Raw genomic sequence first — 15,268 nt, 5'->3', positions numbered from 1 at the left:
GACGCAAGAGGGATCGATGAATTTATGTTCTGCGCAGGACAAGGTCCATGAGACTGGTCTGATTCGTGAGCGGTGCGAGCGATGCAAGCGCCGGGTTCTTGCTGCCTTCCCTTCGCGCCGAATGGCACCCAGAATGAAGCCGTCTGACACACCGGAGCATTCATGGCACGTACGAAGAAGACCGAGACGAGCGCCGAAGACGCAACGCGGGCCCAGGAGCTGTCGAGCGCATTCACCGCGCGCAAGCCGACGGTCGACGAACGCATGGCGATCGGCAAGACGCTTCGCGATCGTGTTCCGCGTGCGAGCCATGGCGTCTTCGAGCGCCCCCCGGGTGTCGACCCCGTGGCCATCCTGCTCGCCCAGGCCCGGACGCGGCTGCCGCAACTGGTGCCCGTCCGCCATGCCCGCATGCTGCAGTCGCCGTTCGCGTTCCTCCGGGGCTCCGCCGCCGTGATGGCTGCCGACCTGGTGCCGAGCCCCACGACCGCGCTACGCGTGCAGGCCTGCGGTGACATGCACGTCGCGAACTTCGGGGTGTTCGCGTCGGCCGAGCGCCAGCTCGTCTTCGCGATCAACGATTTCGACGAGACCCAGCCCGGTCCCTGGGAGTGGGACATGAAGCGGCTCGCTGCCAGCGCGTATGTCGCATCGCAGCACCTCGGTGGCGACCGGGAGGCACGCGAGGCCGCGGTGCGTTCTGCAGCGGCCAGCTACCGGCAGCGCATGCGTCGCTATGCCGGCATGGGACTGCTCGAAGTCTGGTACGACACCATCGACAGCGCGCGGCTGCTGGAGGCGATCTCACCCTGGTGGCGCAACGCCGCCTCAGCCTTGCTGGACAAGGCGCGCAAGCGAAACCATCTTCAGGTGCTCGACAAGATGACCGATCTGGTGGACGACCAGCACCGCATCGTCGAGCAGCACCCGTTCATCGTGCGCGTGAGCCACACCTCGGCCGGCCGGCCCGTGGATGACGCGCTGGGCCACTTCCTGGCCGCGTACCTCGATTCGCTCGCACCCGAACGGCGCTTCCTGTTCTCGCGCTACACGGTGCTCGATGTCGCGCAGAAGGTGGTGGGCGTGGGCAGTGTCGGCACCCGCTGCTGGGTGGTGCTGATGCAGGGGCGGGACGAGGACGACCCGCTCTTCCTGCAGATCAAGGAGGCGCAGCCCTCGGTGTTGGCACCGTACGTTCAGTGGCCCGGCCCGAACAAGGGGCCGCAGAACCAGGGGCAGCGCGTGGTGGTGGGCCAGCGGCTCATCCAGGGCTCGCCCGACATCTTTCTCGGGTGGGGTCAGCTCGACGGCACGGACTTCTACGTGCGCCAGTTGCGCGACATGAAGGGCGGCGTCGAACTCGAAATGGGCGAGACCACCCCGGCTGCGTTCGCGGAATACTGCGGGCTCTGCGGATGGGCGCTCGCACTGGCGCATGCCAAGTCGGGTGACGCGGCGATGATCGCCGGCTATCTCGGCAAGTCGGACGGCTTCGACGATGCGCTGGTGCGCTTTGCCGCCGCGTATGCGGAGCAGACGCTGCGCGACTACGAAACGTTCGCGGCGGCCGCCCGCAGCGGTGCGGTGGAGGTGGCGACGCCGTAGCCTGGATGGCGTCGTGCGCCGGTGCCTGGACGACCGACGGCTCGCGCCATGACTGTTCATGTAGGAGACCCGCCATGCTGCTGCGCACTCTCTCCGCCTGGATGACCTGTTGGACCCTGGTCGCCGTGGCGCCTCTTGCCGCCGCCGCGACCGACACCAGCCGCGCTGCGCAGGCGATGACGGCCGCCGCGCGGACGCTGCTGGATGCGACGCCGGCAGGGCAGCGGCCAGAGCTGCTGAGACCGTTCACGCTGGAGGCGCGTGGCGACTGGAACTACACGCCGCGCAGCCGGCCCGGCATTGCGTTCAAGACCATGAACGGCGCGCAGCGCCAGGCAGCCCAGCAGCTGCTGGCAGCGGCCCTGTCGGAGCCGGGGCTGGTCCAGGTGCAGGCCATCATTGCGCTGGAGATTGCACTGCGCGAGATCGAGGCCTTCGGCCTTTCGCGCGATCCGGAGAACTACGCCTTCGCGTTGTTCGGCACGCCGGACTCCACGGCGCCCTGGGGCTGGCGCATGGAAGGGCACCATCTGTCGCTGCACTTCACGCTGGCCGATGGACAGGTCGCGGCCACGCTGCCGCAATTCCTGGGGGCCAATCCCGCGCAGGTGCCGCGCGACATCGCCAACAAGGGCCCGCGCAAGGGCGAGCGCGCGCTGGGCGAGCAGGAAGACCGCGCCTTCGCGCTGCTGGCCGCGCTCTCGCCCGCGCAGCGCCAGCAGGCCATCTTCAGTGCCCGGCCCTTCGGTGACATCGTCACGCGCAATGCCGCCCAACTGAACCCATTGGCACCTGTGGGTGTGGCCTTCAGTGCCATGGACGCGGCGCAGCAGGCCTTGTTGCTGCGCATCATCGAGTCGCTCGCTTCGGTGGCCGAATCGTCCCTGGCGCAGCAGCGACTGGAAAGCGTGCGTGCAGGCGGCATGGACGGCATCCGCTTCGGATGGGCCGGCGCTACCGAGCGCGGCCAGCCGCACTACTGGCGCATCCAGGGCGCGCGCTTCCTGATCGAATGGGACAACTCGGGCGGCAACCACATCCACAACGTGTGGCGCGACTTCGAGGGTGACTGGGGGCGCGACGTCCTCGGCGAACACTATCGCCGCGCGCTCACAAGCGGCCACCGGCACTGAATGTTCCCCGGCGCATTGAGGCGACGTGCCCTCTAGCGTCTCGGCGGTCGCGGAGGCAGCAAGTCGTCGTCGTTCTCGATCGGGGGATTTTCAAGCTCGGCAATGAACTGCTGGGTCGGACCCGATGAAGTTCGCTCGAGCAGCCTCCGCCGTTCCCAGGCTTCAGTCTCACGGTCGCGTCGTTCACGATCCGCTTCTCTCCGGCGCCATGCGAGGACGGCACCAATCGACGCGGTACAGGCAGAGAAAGCGAGAAAGCCGGCGGCAGTGACGATCGTGTTCATCCAGTCCGGCGGAACCTTCCTCTCGTAGATGAGCAAGGCAAAAATCCCCAGGCCCGCCAAGCTCAGCACGAGTGGTGGATAGAGGTGCGCGGGGTGCCTCCTCCGCACTGAGCGTCGGAGCATCATCCCGAGTCCGAACAAGGCGACCACCCCATAGACCAACGCCAACGCAGGCTCGCTCCCGGGCTGTGTTGCGAGTCCGCTGATTTCTTGCGCGGCCAGCATCCCGAAGATGAGCCATACGCCTAGCCAGCCCATGCCTTCCATCATTGATCCGCCGGAGTGGTCCGAGGCGGCCGGGTTGTAAGCGGAAGCACGCCTTTCGATGTCGCGCTTTTCAGCCAAAGGCAGCGCGCCCGGCATGTCGCCTTCATGCGTCGCAAACGCGTGGAAATGTCGTGAGTTCAACGCGGTTCTCCTTGAGCAGCGGACTGCATTGGAGATCGCTCCTGGCTCGATGACCGTAGGTCGCAGCCAAGTGATGACGTGCGGCTATCGCTTACAAGGCTTCGCATTTGGTTGCGCTGAGGTACATGTCGGGGAGACCTCTTTCGCCTTGCACCAAAGGGCCGTTGCGGAATAAAGGGCCGACTCCTAGCATCGCGCTTGCCTGGAGCCCACGGCGTGGGACATGGGCTGTGCCCTTCAATCCATCGCGAAAACCTTCATGGAGTCGATCATGAACTCGCCTTACACCGTCAGGGCTCTGACGCCGGCGCACCCCGATCTCGCGAATGCGGGCGGCGTCCCCGCGCAATTGGCCAATGCAAAGTACGTCGAATCGCTCGCCCGCATCGTCTACTACTGGGGCTATCCGGCGGTCGATACCTTCGGCCGCACGAGCGCGTGGCAGCTGATGAAGGAACCCGGTGCCACGATGGGACTGTTCCCGGGTGCGCCGAAGAATCGCATGGGCTACCTCGCGGACTACATGCCGGCGCAGCAGCGCAAGGTCGTCACGCCGAACAACGACACAATCTACGGCGTGGGCTTGGTCGACCTGACCCACGACAGCGTGGTGATCCAGACTCCGACCGACGTGCCGAAGGGGCACTACTGGACGATCCAGATCGTCGATCTCTTCACCACCGTGACGCATCAACTGGGCTCGGCATCGGGGACACCGGGCGGCAAGCTGCTGCTGGTGGGGCCGGGCTGGAAGGGCGAGAAACCGGCCGGCTTCATCGACGTGCTGCGCTCGCCGACCAACGTGGGCGGCGTGTTCGGCCGGAGCTTCGCCGCGCATTCGCCCGAAGCCAAGGCCAGCGCGCGCGCAGTGCTCAACCAGATCGGCATCGTGCCGCTGGGCGAGGACAAGCCGGGGCGCCTCACTTTCGACTGCGAGGCCAGCGCACGCAACAAGGTCTTCCCGCCGGGGCTGACGGCCGAGATGGTGAACGCCGACCCCGATTTGCTGCGCGGTCGACCGGTGAACGTCAAGACCTTCTGGGACGACCTGAAGAAGGCACTCGACGCGAACCCGACCGTCGGTCCTGACGACGCACCGATGGCTGACCAGGCGCGCACGCTGTTCGCGTTGCGCGAGGCCGGTCCGGCCTGGAAGGCGCTGCTCGACCGGGTGGCGCTCGAAGCGGATGCCGAACTCCACGACGGCGCCAAGTACCACCAGGTCGGCGTCGATGCCGGCGGCAACGGCTGGCAGCGACAGGAGAACGGCGGCGCATGGGGCACCGACTGGTTCGGCCGCGCGCAGGCGGCGGTGATCTACATATTCGTCAACGACTATCACGAGGCGATCTACTGGATACGCGGCACCGACGCCAAGGGTGCGCTGCTGTACGGCCGATACGGCTACACGATGAGTTTCCCGAAAGGTGCGTTGCCACCCGTCGACCGCGACAAGGGCGGTTTCTGGTCGCTCTCGATGTACGACCAGGATTACTACATGCTGCCCACGAGCCCGAACGGCCGTCACAACATCGGCACCGTGAACCTCGACGCCGACGAACTGAAGTTCAACGCAGACGGCTCACTCACGTTGCACCTGTCGCACGAGCCGCCCGCGGACAAGGCGGCACAGGCGAATTGGCTGCCGGCACCCGAAGGTCAATTCGCGCTCATCGTGCGCACCTACGTGCCGATGCAGCCGCTGCTCGACGGCAGCTACAAGCTGCCGGACGTGCAGCGGGCGTGAGGATCGCCAACGGGGTTGCCTCCCCGTCGAACTCGGCATTGCCGGCCTCTGCCCGGCCGATCGCAGCTACGGAGCCAGCGCCGTCTCACTGAACATCGCCGCAAGGTGCGCTTCGCCACGCTCCAGCATGAAATAGCGAAACGCCTCCGCCGCGGGCGACAGCATCTTGGCCGCCGCGTTCACGAGATGCCAGCGCCGCATCAACGGCAGACCTTCCACGGACGGCGCGGCAATCAGCCCGTTGCGCCATTCCAGGCCGATGGTGTGCAGCGAGACCAGGCTCACGCCCAGCCCGGCCATGACCGACTGCTTGATGGCCTCGTCGCTCGGCATCTCCATGATCAGCATCGGCTGGAGGCGGTGCACGGCCAGGAACTCCTCCAGCGCCGCGCGCGTGCCCGAGCCCTGCTCGCGCACGATGAACCCTTCGCGCGCCAACGCGCCGGCCGGCACGTTCTCAGCCCTCGCGAAGGGGTGGCTCGGTGAGGTCACCAGCACGTGCGGGTGCATGGCGAAGGGCTCGGCGCGATTGGGCCAGTCCTTGGGAGCGCGGCCCATCACCGAGAGCTCCACCTCGTTCGCCTGCATGAGCGCCACCAGCTGCTCGCGGTTCCCCAGGCGTAGCCGCACCTCGACCGCAGGGTGCTCGGCATGGAACTGCGCCAGCAGCTGTGGCAGGAAGTACTTCGCCGCGCTCACCATGCCGATCGTCAATACGCCCGATTCGACGCCCTTGAAGCGCGCCATGGCGTCTTCTGCATCCTTGAGCGTGCCCAGCAGGCGCTGTGCATAGATCGCGAAGTACTCGCCGGCGGTGGAGAGCGACAACCGCCGCCCGACGCGGTCGAACAGCGGCAGGCCGACCTGGGACTCCACTTCCTTGATCTGCATGGACACCGCCGGCGGTGTGAGGTGCAGCGCCTCCGCGGCGCGCTGCACGCTGCCCTGGCGCACGACCTCTGCGAACACCCGCAACTGGCGGAAGGTGATGTTCATGGTTAAGGAAATGCTTACTCAAAAGCAAATGAATTCTGAATTTACCTTACTTCGTTCGACTTCTACAGTGAGTTCAACCCACCCAACCACCGCCGTCCGGAGGCCCACTGTGAACCTGCCCGTTGAACAAGGTGTCATCACCGAAGCCAGGAAACGCTACAGCGCCGGGGTCCTCAAGTACCGGCAGATGGGCTACTGGGATGCCGACTATCGACCCAAGGACACCGACGTTCTCTGCCTCTTCCGCATCACGCCGCAGGACGGTGTCGAAGCCATCGAAGCCGCCGCCGCAGTGGCCGGCGAATCGAGCACTGCCACGTGGACCGTGGTGTGGACCGACCGGCTGACCGCCTGCGACAGCTACCGCGCCAAGGCCTACAAGGTCGATCCGGTGCCCGGGCAGCCCGGCCAGTACTTCGCCTGGGTTGCCTACGACCTCATCCTGTTCGAGGAGGGCTCGATCGCCAACATGACGGCCAGCCTGATCGGCAACGTCTTCTCGTTCAAGCCCCTGAAGGCGGCACGGCTGGAGGACATCCGCATCCCGGTCGCCTATGTGAAGACCTTCAAGGGCCCGCCGACCGGCCTGGTGGTCGAGCGCGAGCGGCTCGACAAGTTCGGCCGTCCGCTGCTCGGGGCCACCACCAAGCCCAAGCTGGGCCTGTCGGGCCGCAACTACGGCCGCGTGATCTACGAAGGGCTCAAGGGCGGGCTCGACTTCATGAAGGACGACGAGAACATCAACTCGCAGCCCTTCATGCACTGGCGCGACCGCTTCCTGTACGTGATGGACGGCGTCAACAAGGCGAGCGCGGCCACGGGCGAGGTCAAGGGCAGCTACCTGAACGTCACCGGCGCGACCATGGAAGACATCTACGAACGGGCGGAGTTCGCAAAGGAACTGGGCTCGGTGGTGGTCATGCTCGACCTGGTGATCGGATGGTCGGCGATCCAGAGCATGGCCGGCTGGGCGCGCCGCAACGACATGATCGTGCACATGCACCGCGCCGGCCACGGCACCTACACGCGGCAGAAGAACCACGGCGTGAGCTTCCGCGTGATCGCCAAGTGGCTTCGCCTGGCCGGGGTCGACCACATGCACACCGGCACCGCGGTCGGCAAGCTCGAAGGCGACCCGATGACAGTGCAGGGCTACTACAACGTCTGCCGGGACAGCTTCACGAAGCAGGACCTGCCGCGCGGCCTGTTCTACGACCAGGACTGGGCCGACATGCGCAAGGTGATGCCGGTCGCCTCGGGCGGCATCCACGCCGGGCAGATGCACCAGCTGATCGACCTGTTCGGCGACGACGTGATCCTGCAGTTCGGTGGCGGCACGATCGGCCACCCGGCGGGCATCCAGGCCGGTGCGGTCGCCAACCGCGTCGCGCTCGAGGCGATCGTCAAGGCACGCAACGAAGGCCGCGACATCCGGAACGAGGGCCCGGAAATCCTGCAGGCCACGGCGCGCCACTGCACGCCGCTCAAGCAGGCGCTCGACACCTGGAAGGACGTGTCGTTCAACTACGCGCCCACCGACACCAGCGATTTCGCCACCACCGCATCGGTGGCCTGAAGGAGACCCGGACCATGATGACCAACCCGACCGGCCGCATCACCCAGGGCCAGTTCAGCTTCCTGCCCGATCTCACCGACGCCGAGATCGGCTTGCAGATCGACTACGGCCTCCGGAAGGGCTATGCCTGGAGCGTCGAATACACCGACGACCCGCATCCGCGCAACACGTACTGGGAGATGTACGGCATGCCGATGTTCGATCTGCAGGACGCGGCGGGCGTGTTGCTCGAACTGAAGGAATGCCGCAAGACCTTCCCCGGCCACTACATCCGCCTGATGGCGTTCGACTCCACGCGCGGGGTCGAGACCATCACTATGAGCTTCATCGTCAACCGGCCCGCCAGCGAGGCCGGCTTCAGCCTCGTGCGCCAGGAGATCCATGGCCGCACGATGCGCTACACGGTGCGCAACTACGCGACCGACAAGCCCGAAGGCGAGCGCTCCGGCGCATGAACGACGGCTCCGGCTCCACCCCCCATGGCTGCACCTCTGTATTCGATCCCCGGCACGCCTGCGGCGGCGGCCCCGGCTGAACCGCCCCGCGCCGCGCGCACGGTGGCGGAGGTCCTGGCGCAAAGCCAGGTCGAGACGGTCATCGACGAACTCGACCACGACCTGATCGGGCTGGTGCCGGTGAAGAGCCGCATCCGCGACATCGCCGCGCTGTTGGTGATCGACAGGCTGCGCGCGCAGCACGGCCTGGCCGCACAGGCGCCTTCGCTGCACATGTGCTTCACCGGCAACCCCGGCACCGGCAAGACCACCGTGGCGCTGCGCATGGCGCAGATCCTTCACCGGCTCGGCTACGTGCGCAAGGGTCACGTGGTCAGCGTGACGCGGGACGATCTGGTGGGCCAGTACATCGGCCACACCGCGCCCAAGACCAAGGAAGTCCTGAAGAAGGCGATGGGCGGCGTGCTCTTCATCGACGAGGCGTATTACCTGTATCGCCCGGAGAACGAACGCGACTACGGCCAGGAGGCGATCGAGATCCTCCTGCAGACGATGGAAAACCAGCGCGACGACCTCGTGGTGATCCTCGCCGGCTACAAGGACCGCATGGACACCTTCTTCCAGTCCAACCCCGGCATGAGCTCGCGCATCGCGCACCACCTCGACTTCCCCGACTACGCCACACCCGAGCTGCTGCAGATTGCCGAGCGCATGTTGTCGGGCACGCAGTACCGCTTCGGCGTCGACGCGCGCGAAGCCTTCGACAACTACCTTCGCCTGCGCATCGCGCAGCCGCATTTCGCCAATGCGCGCAGCGTGCGCAACGCACTCGATCGCGCGCGGCTGCGCCAGGCCAGCCGCCTGTACGCTGACCGCGAGCGCGTGCTCGGAGCGGACGAGCTCAGCACCCTCGCAGCCGCGGACATCCTCGCCAGCCGGGTGTTTGCAAACGCTGAGAAGGACGCACCGTGAAGCCCGAACCCCTGCGCGCGCTGATCTTCGACTTCGACGGCACGCTCGCCGACACCGAGAGCGCGCATCGCGCCGCGTTCAACGATGCCTTCGCCGAGGCCGGCCTCGACTGGTATTGGGACGAGCCGCTCTACACGCAGCTGCTGGAGGTCTGCGGCGGAAAGGAGCGCATCCGGCACTACTGGGCACGGGAGCGCGGAGGCATCCAGGGCATTGACGCTCGCGCCCTGGCCGACACCGTGCAGCGCATTCACGATCTCAAGACCGCCTACTACGCGCGCCTGGTGCACGACGGCGCCGTGCAGCTGCGGCCCGGCGTGCTGCATCTGATCCACTCGGCGCTCGACGCGAGGCTGCGTCTGGCCATCGCGACCACCACGTCGCCCATCAACATCGCGGTCGTGCTGCGATCGGCGATCGGGCCCGACTGGGCGCGCATCTTCCAGGTCGTGGAGGACGCGTCCACCGCTTCTCGCAAGAAGCCGCATCCGCAGGGGTACCTGCAAGCGCTGCAGCGGTTGGGGGTGCGCGCGGCGGAGTGCCTGGCCTTCGAGGACTCGGCCAACGGACTCCAGGCGGCCATCGATGCCGGCCTGCCCACCGTCGTGACCCCCAACGCCTTCACGACGCGTCACGACTTCACGGGCGCGCTGCATGTGCTGTCCGACCTGCAGGGCACCACGGTGGCCGACCTGAGGGACTGGCACGCCACCGCCCCCGCGCTGAACCGGCATCCACGATTCGAAAGACGACCATGCCCCTGTCCCACCGTTCCACTCTCACGCAGTACCTGATCGAACAGCGCCGGCGCTTTCCCGGGGCCAGCGGCGACTTCAACGCGCTGATCCTGGACGTGGCGCTCGCGGCCAAGGCGATCGCACGCGCCGTGGCCTTCGGCGAGCTTGGCAGCCATCTCGACGTGCAGGGAGACACCCGGCAGCCTCTGGACGTCGTCAGCAACCAGCTCTTCACGCGTATGAACGATTGGGGAGGCCACTGCGCCGGCATGGCGTCGGAGGCAATGGACGAGCCCTACCAGATCCCTCCGCAGCATCCGCGCGGCAAGTACCTGCTGGTGTTCGATCCGCTGGACGGCGCCGGCAACATCGAGGTCAACCTCTCGGTCGGCAGCGTCTTCAGCGTGCTGCGGGCGCCGCAGGCGGTGGTCGACAGCGGCCGCGACGTGACCGCCGCCGATTTCCTGCAGCCCGGCGCGGTCCAGGTGGCAGCGGGCTATGCGCTGTACGGGCCGACGACGATGCTGGTGCTGACGGTGGGAAACGGCGTGGCGGGCTTCACGCTCGATCCGAACCTGGGCGAATTCATGCTGACCCATCCGCACATCCGGGTGCCCGCCGATACGCAGGAGTTCGCGATCAACGCATCCAACAGCCGCTTCTGGGAAGCGCCGGTCAAACGCTATGTCGACGAATGCCTGGCCGGCAAGACCGGGACGCGATGCAAGGATTTCAACATGCGCTGGATCGCCTCGGTGGTGGCCGAGGTGCACCGCATCCTGATGTGTGGCGGCGTGTTCCTGTACCCGCGCGATTCGAAGGACCCGGCCACGCCGGGGCGCCTGCGCCTGCTGCATGAGGCCAACCCCATCGGATTCATCGTGGAGCAGGCCGGCGGCCGCGCCAGCACCGGGCGCCAGCCCGTGCTGGGCGTGCAACCCACGTCGCTCCATCAGCGCATCGGCCTGGTGTTCGGCTCGAGGATCGAGGTCGAGCGCATCGAGCGGTATCACACCGAGCCTGCCAGGGACGACCTGGCAAGCCCGTTGTTCGCCCGGCACAGCCTGTTCCGCGCATGACGGACCCTGCCTCGAGGAACACACCATGTCTGAACGCCATCCCATCATCTCGATCACTGGTTCCTCCGGCGCGGGGACCACATCGGTCACGCGAACCTTCCAGAACATCTTCCGCCGCGAGCGAGTGAAGGCCGCCGTCATCGAGGGCGACAGCTTCCACCGCTTCGACCGCAAGGAAATGAAGCTTCGCCAGGCGGAGGCTGAGCGCGAGGGCAACAGGAACTTCAGCCACTTCGGAGCCGAGAACAACCTGTTCCCGGAGCTGGAAGCACTGTTCCGCGACTATGCCGAAACCGGCGTCGGCCGCCACCGCAAATACCTGCACGATGCCGAGGAGGCCGCACCCTACGACCAGCAACCGGGGACCTTCACGCCCTGGGAGGACCTGCCCGAGGGCACCGACCTGCTGTTCTACGAGGGGCTTCATGGCGCGGTCGTGACGCCCGAGGTGAACGTCGCCCGGCATCCCGACCTGCTGATCGGGGTCGTGCCGGTGATCAACCTGGAGTGGATCCAGAAGCTCTATCGCGACAAGACGCAGCGCGGCTACAGCACCGAAGCCGTGACCGACACGATCCTGCGCCGCATGCCCGACTACGTGAACTACATCTGCCCGCAGTTCAGGCACACGCATGTGAACTTCCAGCGCGTGCCGATCGTGGACACCTCGAACCCTTTCATTGCCCGCGACATCCCGTCGGCCGACGAGAGCATGGTGGTCATCCGCTTCGCCGATCCGAAGGGCATCGACTTCCAGTATCTGCTCACCATGATCAACAACTCGTGGATGTCGCGTGCCAACACGATCGTGGTGCCAGGCGGAAAGATGGAGCTGGCGATGCAGCTGATCTTCACGCCTTTCATCTGGCGAATGATGGAGCGCCGCAAGGCAGCCCTGAGTGCCCTGTGAGCTGAGCGCGGCATGGTCTACGACATCGTCAGCTTCGACCTCGACGGCACGCTCGTCGATACCGCCGCCGAGATCGCGGAGGCGGCGAATCGCGCGCTCGGCATGCACGGCGTGGCGCGCCGCCCCACGGCCGAGATCACCCATCTCATTGGCGACGGGTCCCGGCAATTGATGCTCAAGTTGCTGGCCCGCCTGTACCTCGAGCAGCCGGCGCTGGCGGACACAGTCCGTGCCGAAGCCGTGCTAAAAAGCTTCGAGCACGACCTGAACACGACGATCGGCAGCATGTGCGCTCCCTACGCCGGCGCACACGAGGCGCTGATGCGGCTTCGTGAGGCCGGTGTTCGAATCGCCTGCGTGACCAACAAGGAACTGCGCCACGCGCGCCGGGTGCTCGAAGCCACCCGGCTCGACAGCCTGTTCGAGCTCGTGGTCGGCGGCGACTCCCTGCCGCACAAGAAGCCCCACGCGAGCGTGCTGCGCCACGTGGTCGAGACGCTGGACGGCGACACGCGCCGCGCCGCGCATGTGGGCGACTCGAGCACCGACATGGACGCGGCGCGCAACGCCGGCGTCGCCGTCTGGGCCGTGCCCTACGGCTACAACTCGGGCGTACCGATTGCCGACTCGCAACCGCAGCGCATCTTTCCCGGACTGATGCAGGTAGCCGACTTCGTGCTCGCCGGTGAGCGCGCCTTCAGCGTCGAAGCTCGCACGCTGCGCTAGGATGATCCGGCAATCAACCGTTGAAACATGACCTCATCGAATGACTCCGGTCTCCCGTCGCTCGCGGTTCTCGCGGAGCGTGTGGGGGCTGCATTGAAGGAACGCAAGGAAACGATCGCGGTCGTGGAATCGTCTGCCGGCGGCCTCGTGTCGGCAGCGCTACTTGCCGTGCCGGGCGCATCGGCTTTCTTCCTCGGTGGTGCCGTCGTCTATTCAAGGCGTGCGGGCAAGGCGCTGCTCGGGTTGACGGCGGTCGACGTCGCAGGCATGCGTGCAGAAACCGAACCCTACGCCGTCATGGTCGCCGGCAAGATCCGCGACAGTCACCGCGCATCGTGGGGCATCAGTGAAAGCGGCGCGGCCGGCCCCTCGGGCAGTCCCTATGGCGATGCGCCCGGTCACGTGTGCATCGCGGTCGTCGGGGCTGCCACGCTCGGCAGGACCATCGAGACTGGCAACGGCGATCGCGCGGTGAACATGGACCTCTTCGCGCGCTACCTTCTGCAGCTGTTCGAAGAGGCATTGCTTGCCCGGTCCAACTGACGCACCGCAGGCCGGCGGTCGACTCCGCCTTACGCCTGCATGGCCAGCGGATTGAGGGTCGGCTCGCCGATCTTCGTCAGTGTGTTGCGGTCGGTGTGATGAAAGGGTTCGGCCAAGCCCTGGATCTGCATGACGGTGTCCTGGTTGTACGACCAGGTGCCATCGGCATTGAACGCCACCGCGATACGCCACTCCAGCGTCGTGAAGGCATGCTCGATGAACGGGTTGGACACGATGCCGTTGACGAGGCTCCCGCGCGCGGCAACGAGTTCGAAGCTGTCTGCGTCCGCATCCACATGGCCGCTCGCCATCGCGATCTGACCCCGCGGGATCGCCAGCGTGTGCATGACGGTGCCGGTGGCAGGCTCCCAGAGCCAATAGCCGACCTGATCGTGATACATCTTGGTCAGGCCGGGCTTGTGGATGAAGGTGTGATAGCGCAGGCCATACAGCACTTGCGGGCCATTGGTCTGGGGATCGATCGGCTGTAGCTCGTAGTGCTCCACGTAGACCTGCGTCTTCGGCCCCTGCGCCTTGGGTTTGACGTCCACCCCTTTCTCGCCCTGCCAGATGCCGGCCATCCTGCGCAGCGGGCCCAGGTTGGAAAGGGTTCTTCCGTCGAGGTCGGAAGGCTCGGTGTAGATGTCGTCCGGAAACTTGGGCATGGGATAGGCAGGTGTCGGGTTGTGGCGAGCTTCGCAGGCCAAACCCGGCATTCTGCAGGCAACGGCGGCCTTCGCAGGGACTGCCGTGCACAATCTGTCCTCTGCAAGTTCGGTGTTCCGGCGTCCCATTTCCCCAGGCAGTGCATGCAAATCCACGAAATCAAGCGGCGACTGCGAGAAGCCGGAGCCGGCCCCCTTCACGAACACCGGATTCTTCGGCTGTGGTCCCACGCCTTGCCCCGAAACAGCGGCAGGCGTCTTCCGGAAAGCTTCTTTCCGTCGTCGTTGCTGGCGGCGTTGCCGTCCATCGAAGCCGAGCTCGCGGGACTGGCGCGCATCCACGCGGTCCATCCGGGCGCCGATGGTTCCGAGCGACTGCTCGTCGCCCTGGCCGACGGTCAGACCGTGGAGAGCGTGCTGCTGCCACGGGCCGGTCTCTGCGTCTCGTCGCAGGTCGGGTGCGCCGTCGGATGCCAGTTCTGCATGACGGGTCGCGACGGATTGCTGCGCCAGCTCGGAAGTGCCGAAATCATTGCCCAGGTTGCCCTCGCGCGTGCGCGCCGGCCGGTGCGCAAGGTGGTGTTCATGGGGATGGGCGAACCGGCCCACAACCTGGACAACGTGATGGAGGCGATCGACCTGCTCGGCACCGCGGGCGACATCGGCCACAAGAACCTGGTGTTTTCCACCGTCGGCGATCCGCGTGCGTTCGATAGGCTGCACCAGCAACGCGTCAGGCCCGCACTGGCGCTCTCGTTGCACACGACCAAGGCCGACCTGCGCAGGAGACTCCTCCCGCGTGCGCCGAACATGACTCCCGAGGAACTGGTCGCCGCCTGCGAAAGCTACGCCCGGGCCACCGGCTATCCGATCCAGTACCAATGGACGCTGATGGAAGGCGTCAACGACGGCGAAGACGAGATGGACGGCCTTGTCAGGCTGCTCTCCGGCAAGTACGGCGTGCTGAACATGATCCCGTTCAACGCAGTGGACGGCGTGTCGTTCAGTCGCCCGTCATGGGAGCGCTGCAAGCAGATCGCTCGCACCCTTCACGAGCGGGGCATCCTGACGAAGCTGCGCTATTCGGCCGGCCAGGACGTCGACGGCGGATGCGGTCAGCTGAGGGCGCGCGCAGCCGAGGCACGGGTGCCGCTACGAAGGGCCGCAAACCAGCCCGAGGGCAGCTCCCTCATGCGCATCGCCATCGGCATTGCGGATGCCGACGGCTAGCGACAGCCGACCCTAGCCCCCTTGCTCACCTGCGGCGCGGATCTCCACGCGGCGATTCGGCTCGAAGCAGGCAATGAGCGCAGTGCGGTTCCTGGCCTTGCCTTGGGCCCTGCAATCGGCTTCAGTGATCTTCAGCTCCGAGAAACTGCGGCCTTCGGTCGTGATGATGTTGGCCGGCACGCCTTGGGCGACCAGGTAGTCA

15 protein-coding genes and 1 pseudogene are annotated in these 15,268 nt (G+C 66.4%); 12 read left to right on the top strand and 4 right to left on the bottom strand.

The features are described from left to right. Positions 1-162 precede the first annotated feature (162 nt). Complete coding sequence (locus tag QTH90_RS25040; RefSeq protein ID WP_286667271.1) at positions 163-1,605, top strand: DUF2252 domain-containing protein; 1,443 nt, start codon at positions 163-165, stop codon at positions 1,603-1,605. A 74-nt stretch (positions 1,606-1,679) separates the two neighbouring features. Then, positions 1,680-2,738 (top strand): DUF3500 domain-containing protein, encoded by a 1,059-nt coding sequence (locus QTH90_RS25035; RefSeq protein ID WP_286667270.1) that lies wholly within the window; start codon positions 1,680-1,682, stop codon positions 2,736-2,738. Between the two features lie 32 nt (positions 2,739-2,770). Here the strand turns inward: QTH90_RS25035 and QTH90_RS25030 are convergent, their stop codons facing one another. Next, on the bottom strand, positions 2,771-3,430 hold the full coding sequence (locus QTH90_RS25030) for a hypothetical protein (RefSeq protein WP_286667269.1): 660 nt from the start codon (positions 3,428-3,430) through the stop codon (positions 2,771-2,773). A gap of 271 nt (positions 3,431-3,701) precedes the next feature. Here QTH90_RS25030 and QTH90_RS25025 point away from each other — a divergent pair, with 271 nt between their 5' ends. Continuing rightward, positions 3,702-5,177 carry a DUF1254 domain-containing protein gene (locus QTH90_RS25025; RefSeq protein ID WP_286667268.1) on the top strand — a complete coding sequence of 492 codons (1,476 nt, stop codon included), beginning with the start codon at positions 3,702-3,704 and terminating at the stop codon, positions 5,175-5,177. Positions 5,178-5,243: 66 nt separating this feature from the next. Here the strand turns inward: QTH90_RS25025 and QTH90_RS25020 are convergent, their stop codons facing one another. Next, entirely contained in the window at positions 5,244-6,173 is a 930-nt protein-coding gene (locus tag QTH90_RS25020) for a LysR family transcriptional regulator (protein ID WP_286667267.1), read from the bottom strand. A gap of 109 nt (positions 6,174-6,282) precedes the next feature. Between QTH90_RS25020 and QTH90_RS25015 the strand changes: the two genes are divergently transcribed. From QTH90_RS25015 to QTH90_RS24980, 8 genes are read left to right on the top strand one after another with little or no spacing between them, the layout of a single operon-like run. Then, positions 6,283-7,749: a ribulose-bisphosphate carboxylase large subunit gene (locus QTH90_RS25015; protein WP_286667266.1), complete on the top strand. Its 1,467-nt coding sequence runs from the start codon at positions 6,283-6,285 to the stop codon at positions 7,747-7,749. A 14-nt stretch (positions 7,750-7,763) separates the two neighbouring features. Next, a complete protein-coding gene (locus tag QTH90_RS25010) occupies positions 7,764-8,204 on the top strand; it encodes a ribulose bisphosphate carboxylase small subunit (protein WP_286667265.1) in 441 nt (146 codons plus the stop codon). A 24-nt stretch (positions 8,205-8,228) separates the two neighbouring features. Then, the gene (gene cbbX, locus QTH90_RS25005) at positions 8,229-9,176 is read left to right on the top strand and encodes a CbbX protein (RefSeq protein WP_286667264.1); all 948 of its coding nucleotides are present in this window, start codon (positions 8,229-8,231) and stop codon (positions 9,174-9,176) included. After that, a complete protein-coding gene (locus QTH90_RS25000; RefSeq protein ID WP_286667263.1) occupies positions 9,173-9,970 on the top strand; it encodes an HAD-IA family hydrolase in 798 nt (265 codons plus the stop codon). The genes cbbX and QTH90_RS25000 overlap by 4 nt, the downstream gene beginning before the upstream one ends. After that, positions 9,931-10,992 carry a class 1 fructose-bisphosphatase gene (locus tag QTH90_RS24995; RefSeq protein ID WP_286667262.1) on the top strand — a complete coding sequence of 354 codons (1,062 nt, stop codon included), beginning with the start codon at positions 9,931-9,933 and terminating at the stop codon, positions 10,990-10,992. The genes QTH90_RS25000 and QTH90_RS24995 overlap by 40 nt, the downstream gene beginning before the upstream one ends. 25 nt (positions 10,993-11,017) lie before the next feature. Then, positions 11,018-11,902, top strand: coding sequence for a phosphoribulokinase (locus QTH90_RS24990; protein WP_286667261.1), 885 nt, complete (start codon positions 11,018-11,020; stop codon positions 11,900-11,902). A gap of 12 nt (positions 11,903-11,914) precedes the next feature. Then, positions 11,915-12,628: an HAD-IA family hydrolase gene (locus QTH90_RS24985; protein ID WP_286667260.1), complete on the top strand. Its 714-nt coding sequence runs from the start codon at positions 11,915-11,917 to the stop codon at positions 12,626-12,628. A 27-nt stretch (positions 12,629-12,655) separates the two neighbouring features. Next, entirely contained in the window at positions 12,656-13,171 is a 516-nt protein-coding gene (locus QTH90_RS24980) for a CinA family protein (protein WP_286667259.1), read from the top strand. A gap of 29 nt (positions 13,172-13,200) precedes the next feature. Here QTH90_RS24980 and QTH90_RS24975 read toward each other — a convergent pair whose 3' ends face one another. Beyond that, positions 13,201-13,836 carry an FABP family protein gene (locus tag QTH90_RS24975; protein WP_286667258.1) on the bottom strand — a complete coding sequence of 212 codons (636 nt, stop codon included), beginning with the start codon at positions 13,834-13,836 and terminating at the stop codon, positions 13,201-13,203. 144 nt (positions 13,837-13,980) lie between these two features. On the opposite strand from QTH90_RS24975, the gene QTH90_RS24970 reads away from it, so the two are divergent. Continuing rightward, positions 13,981-15,066, top strand: a complete 1,086-nt coding sequence (locus tag QTH90_RS24970) for an RNA methyltransferase (RefSeq protein WP_286667257.1) — start codon at positions 13,981-13,983, stop codon at positions 15,064-15,066. 12 nt (positions 15,067-15,078) lie between these two features. Here QTH90_RS24970 and QTH90_RS24965 read toward each other — a convergent pair. Next, positions 15,079-15,268: pseudogene (locus QTH90_RS24965) on the bottom strand (hypothetical protein); the annotation flags it as partial.

Origin of the sequence: Variovorax flavidus (genome assembly GCF_030317145.1) — a bacterium.
Lineage (GTDB): Bacteria > Pseudomonadota > Gammaproteobacteria > Burkholderiales > Burkholderiaceae_C > Variovorax > Variovorax flavidus.
This window is presented reverse-complemented; position numbering and strand designations above follow the sequence as displayed.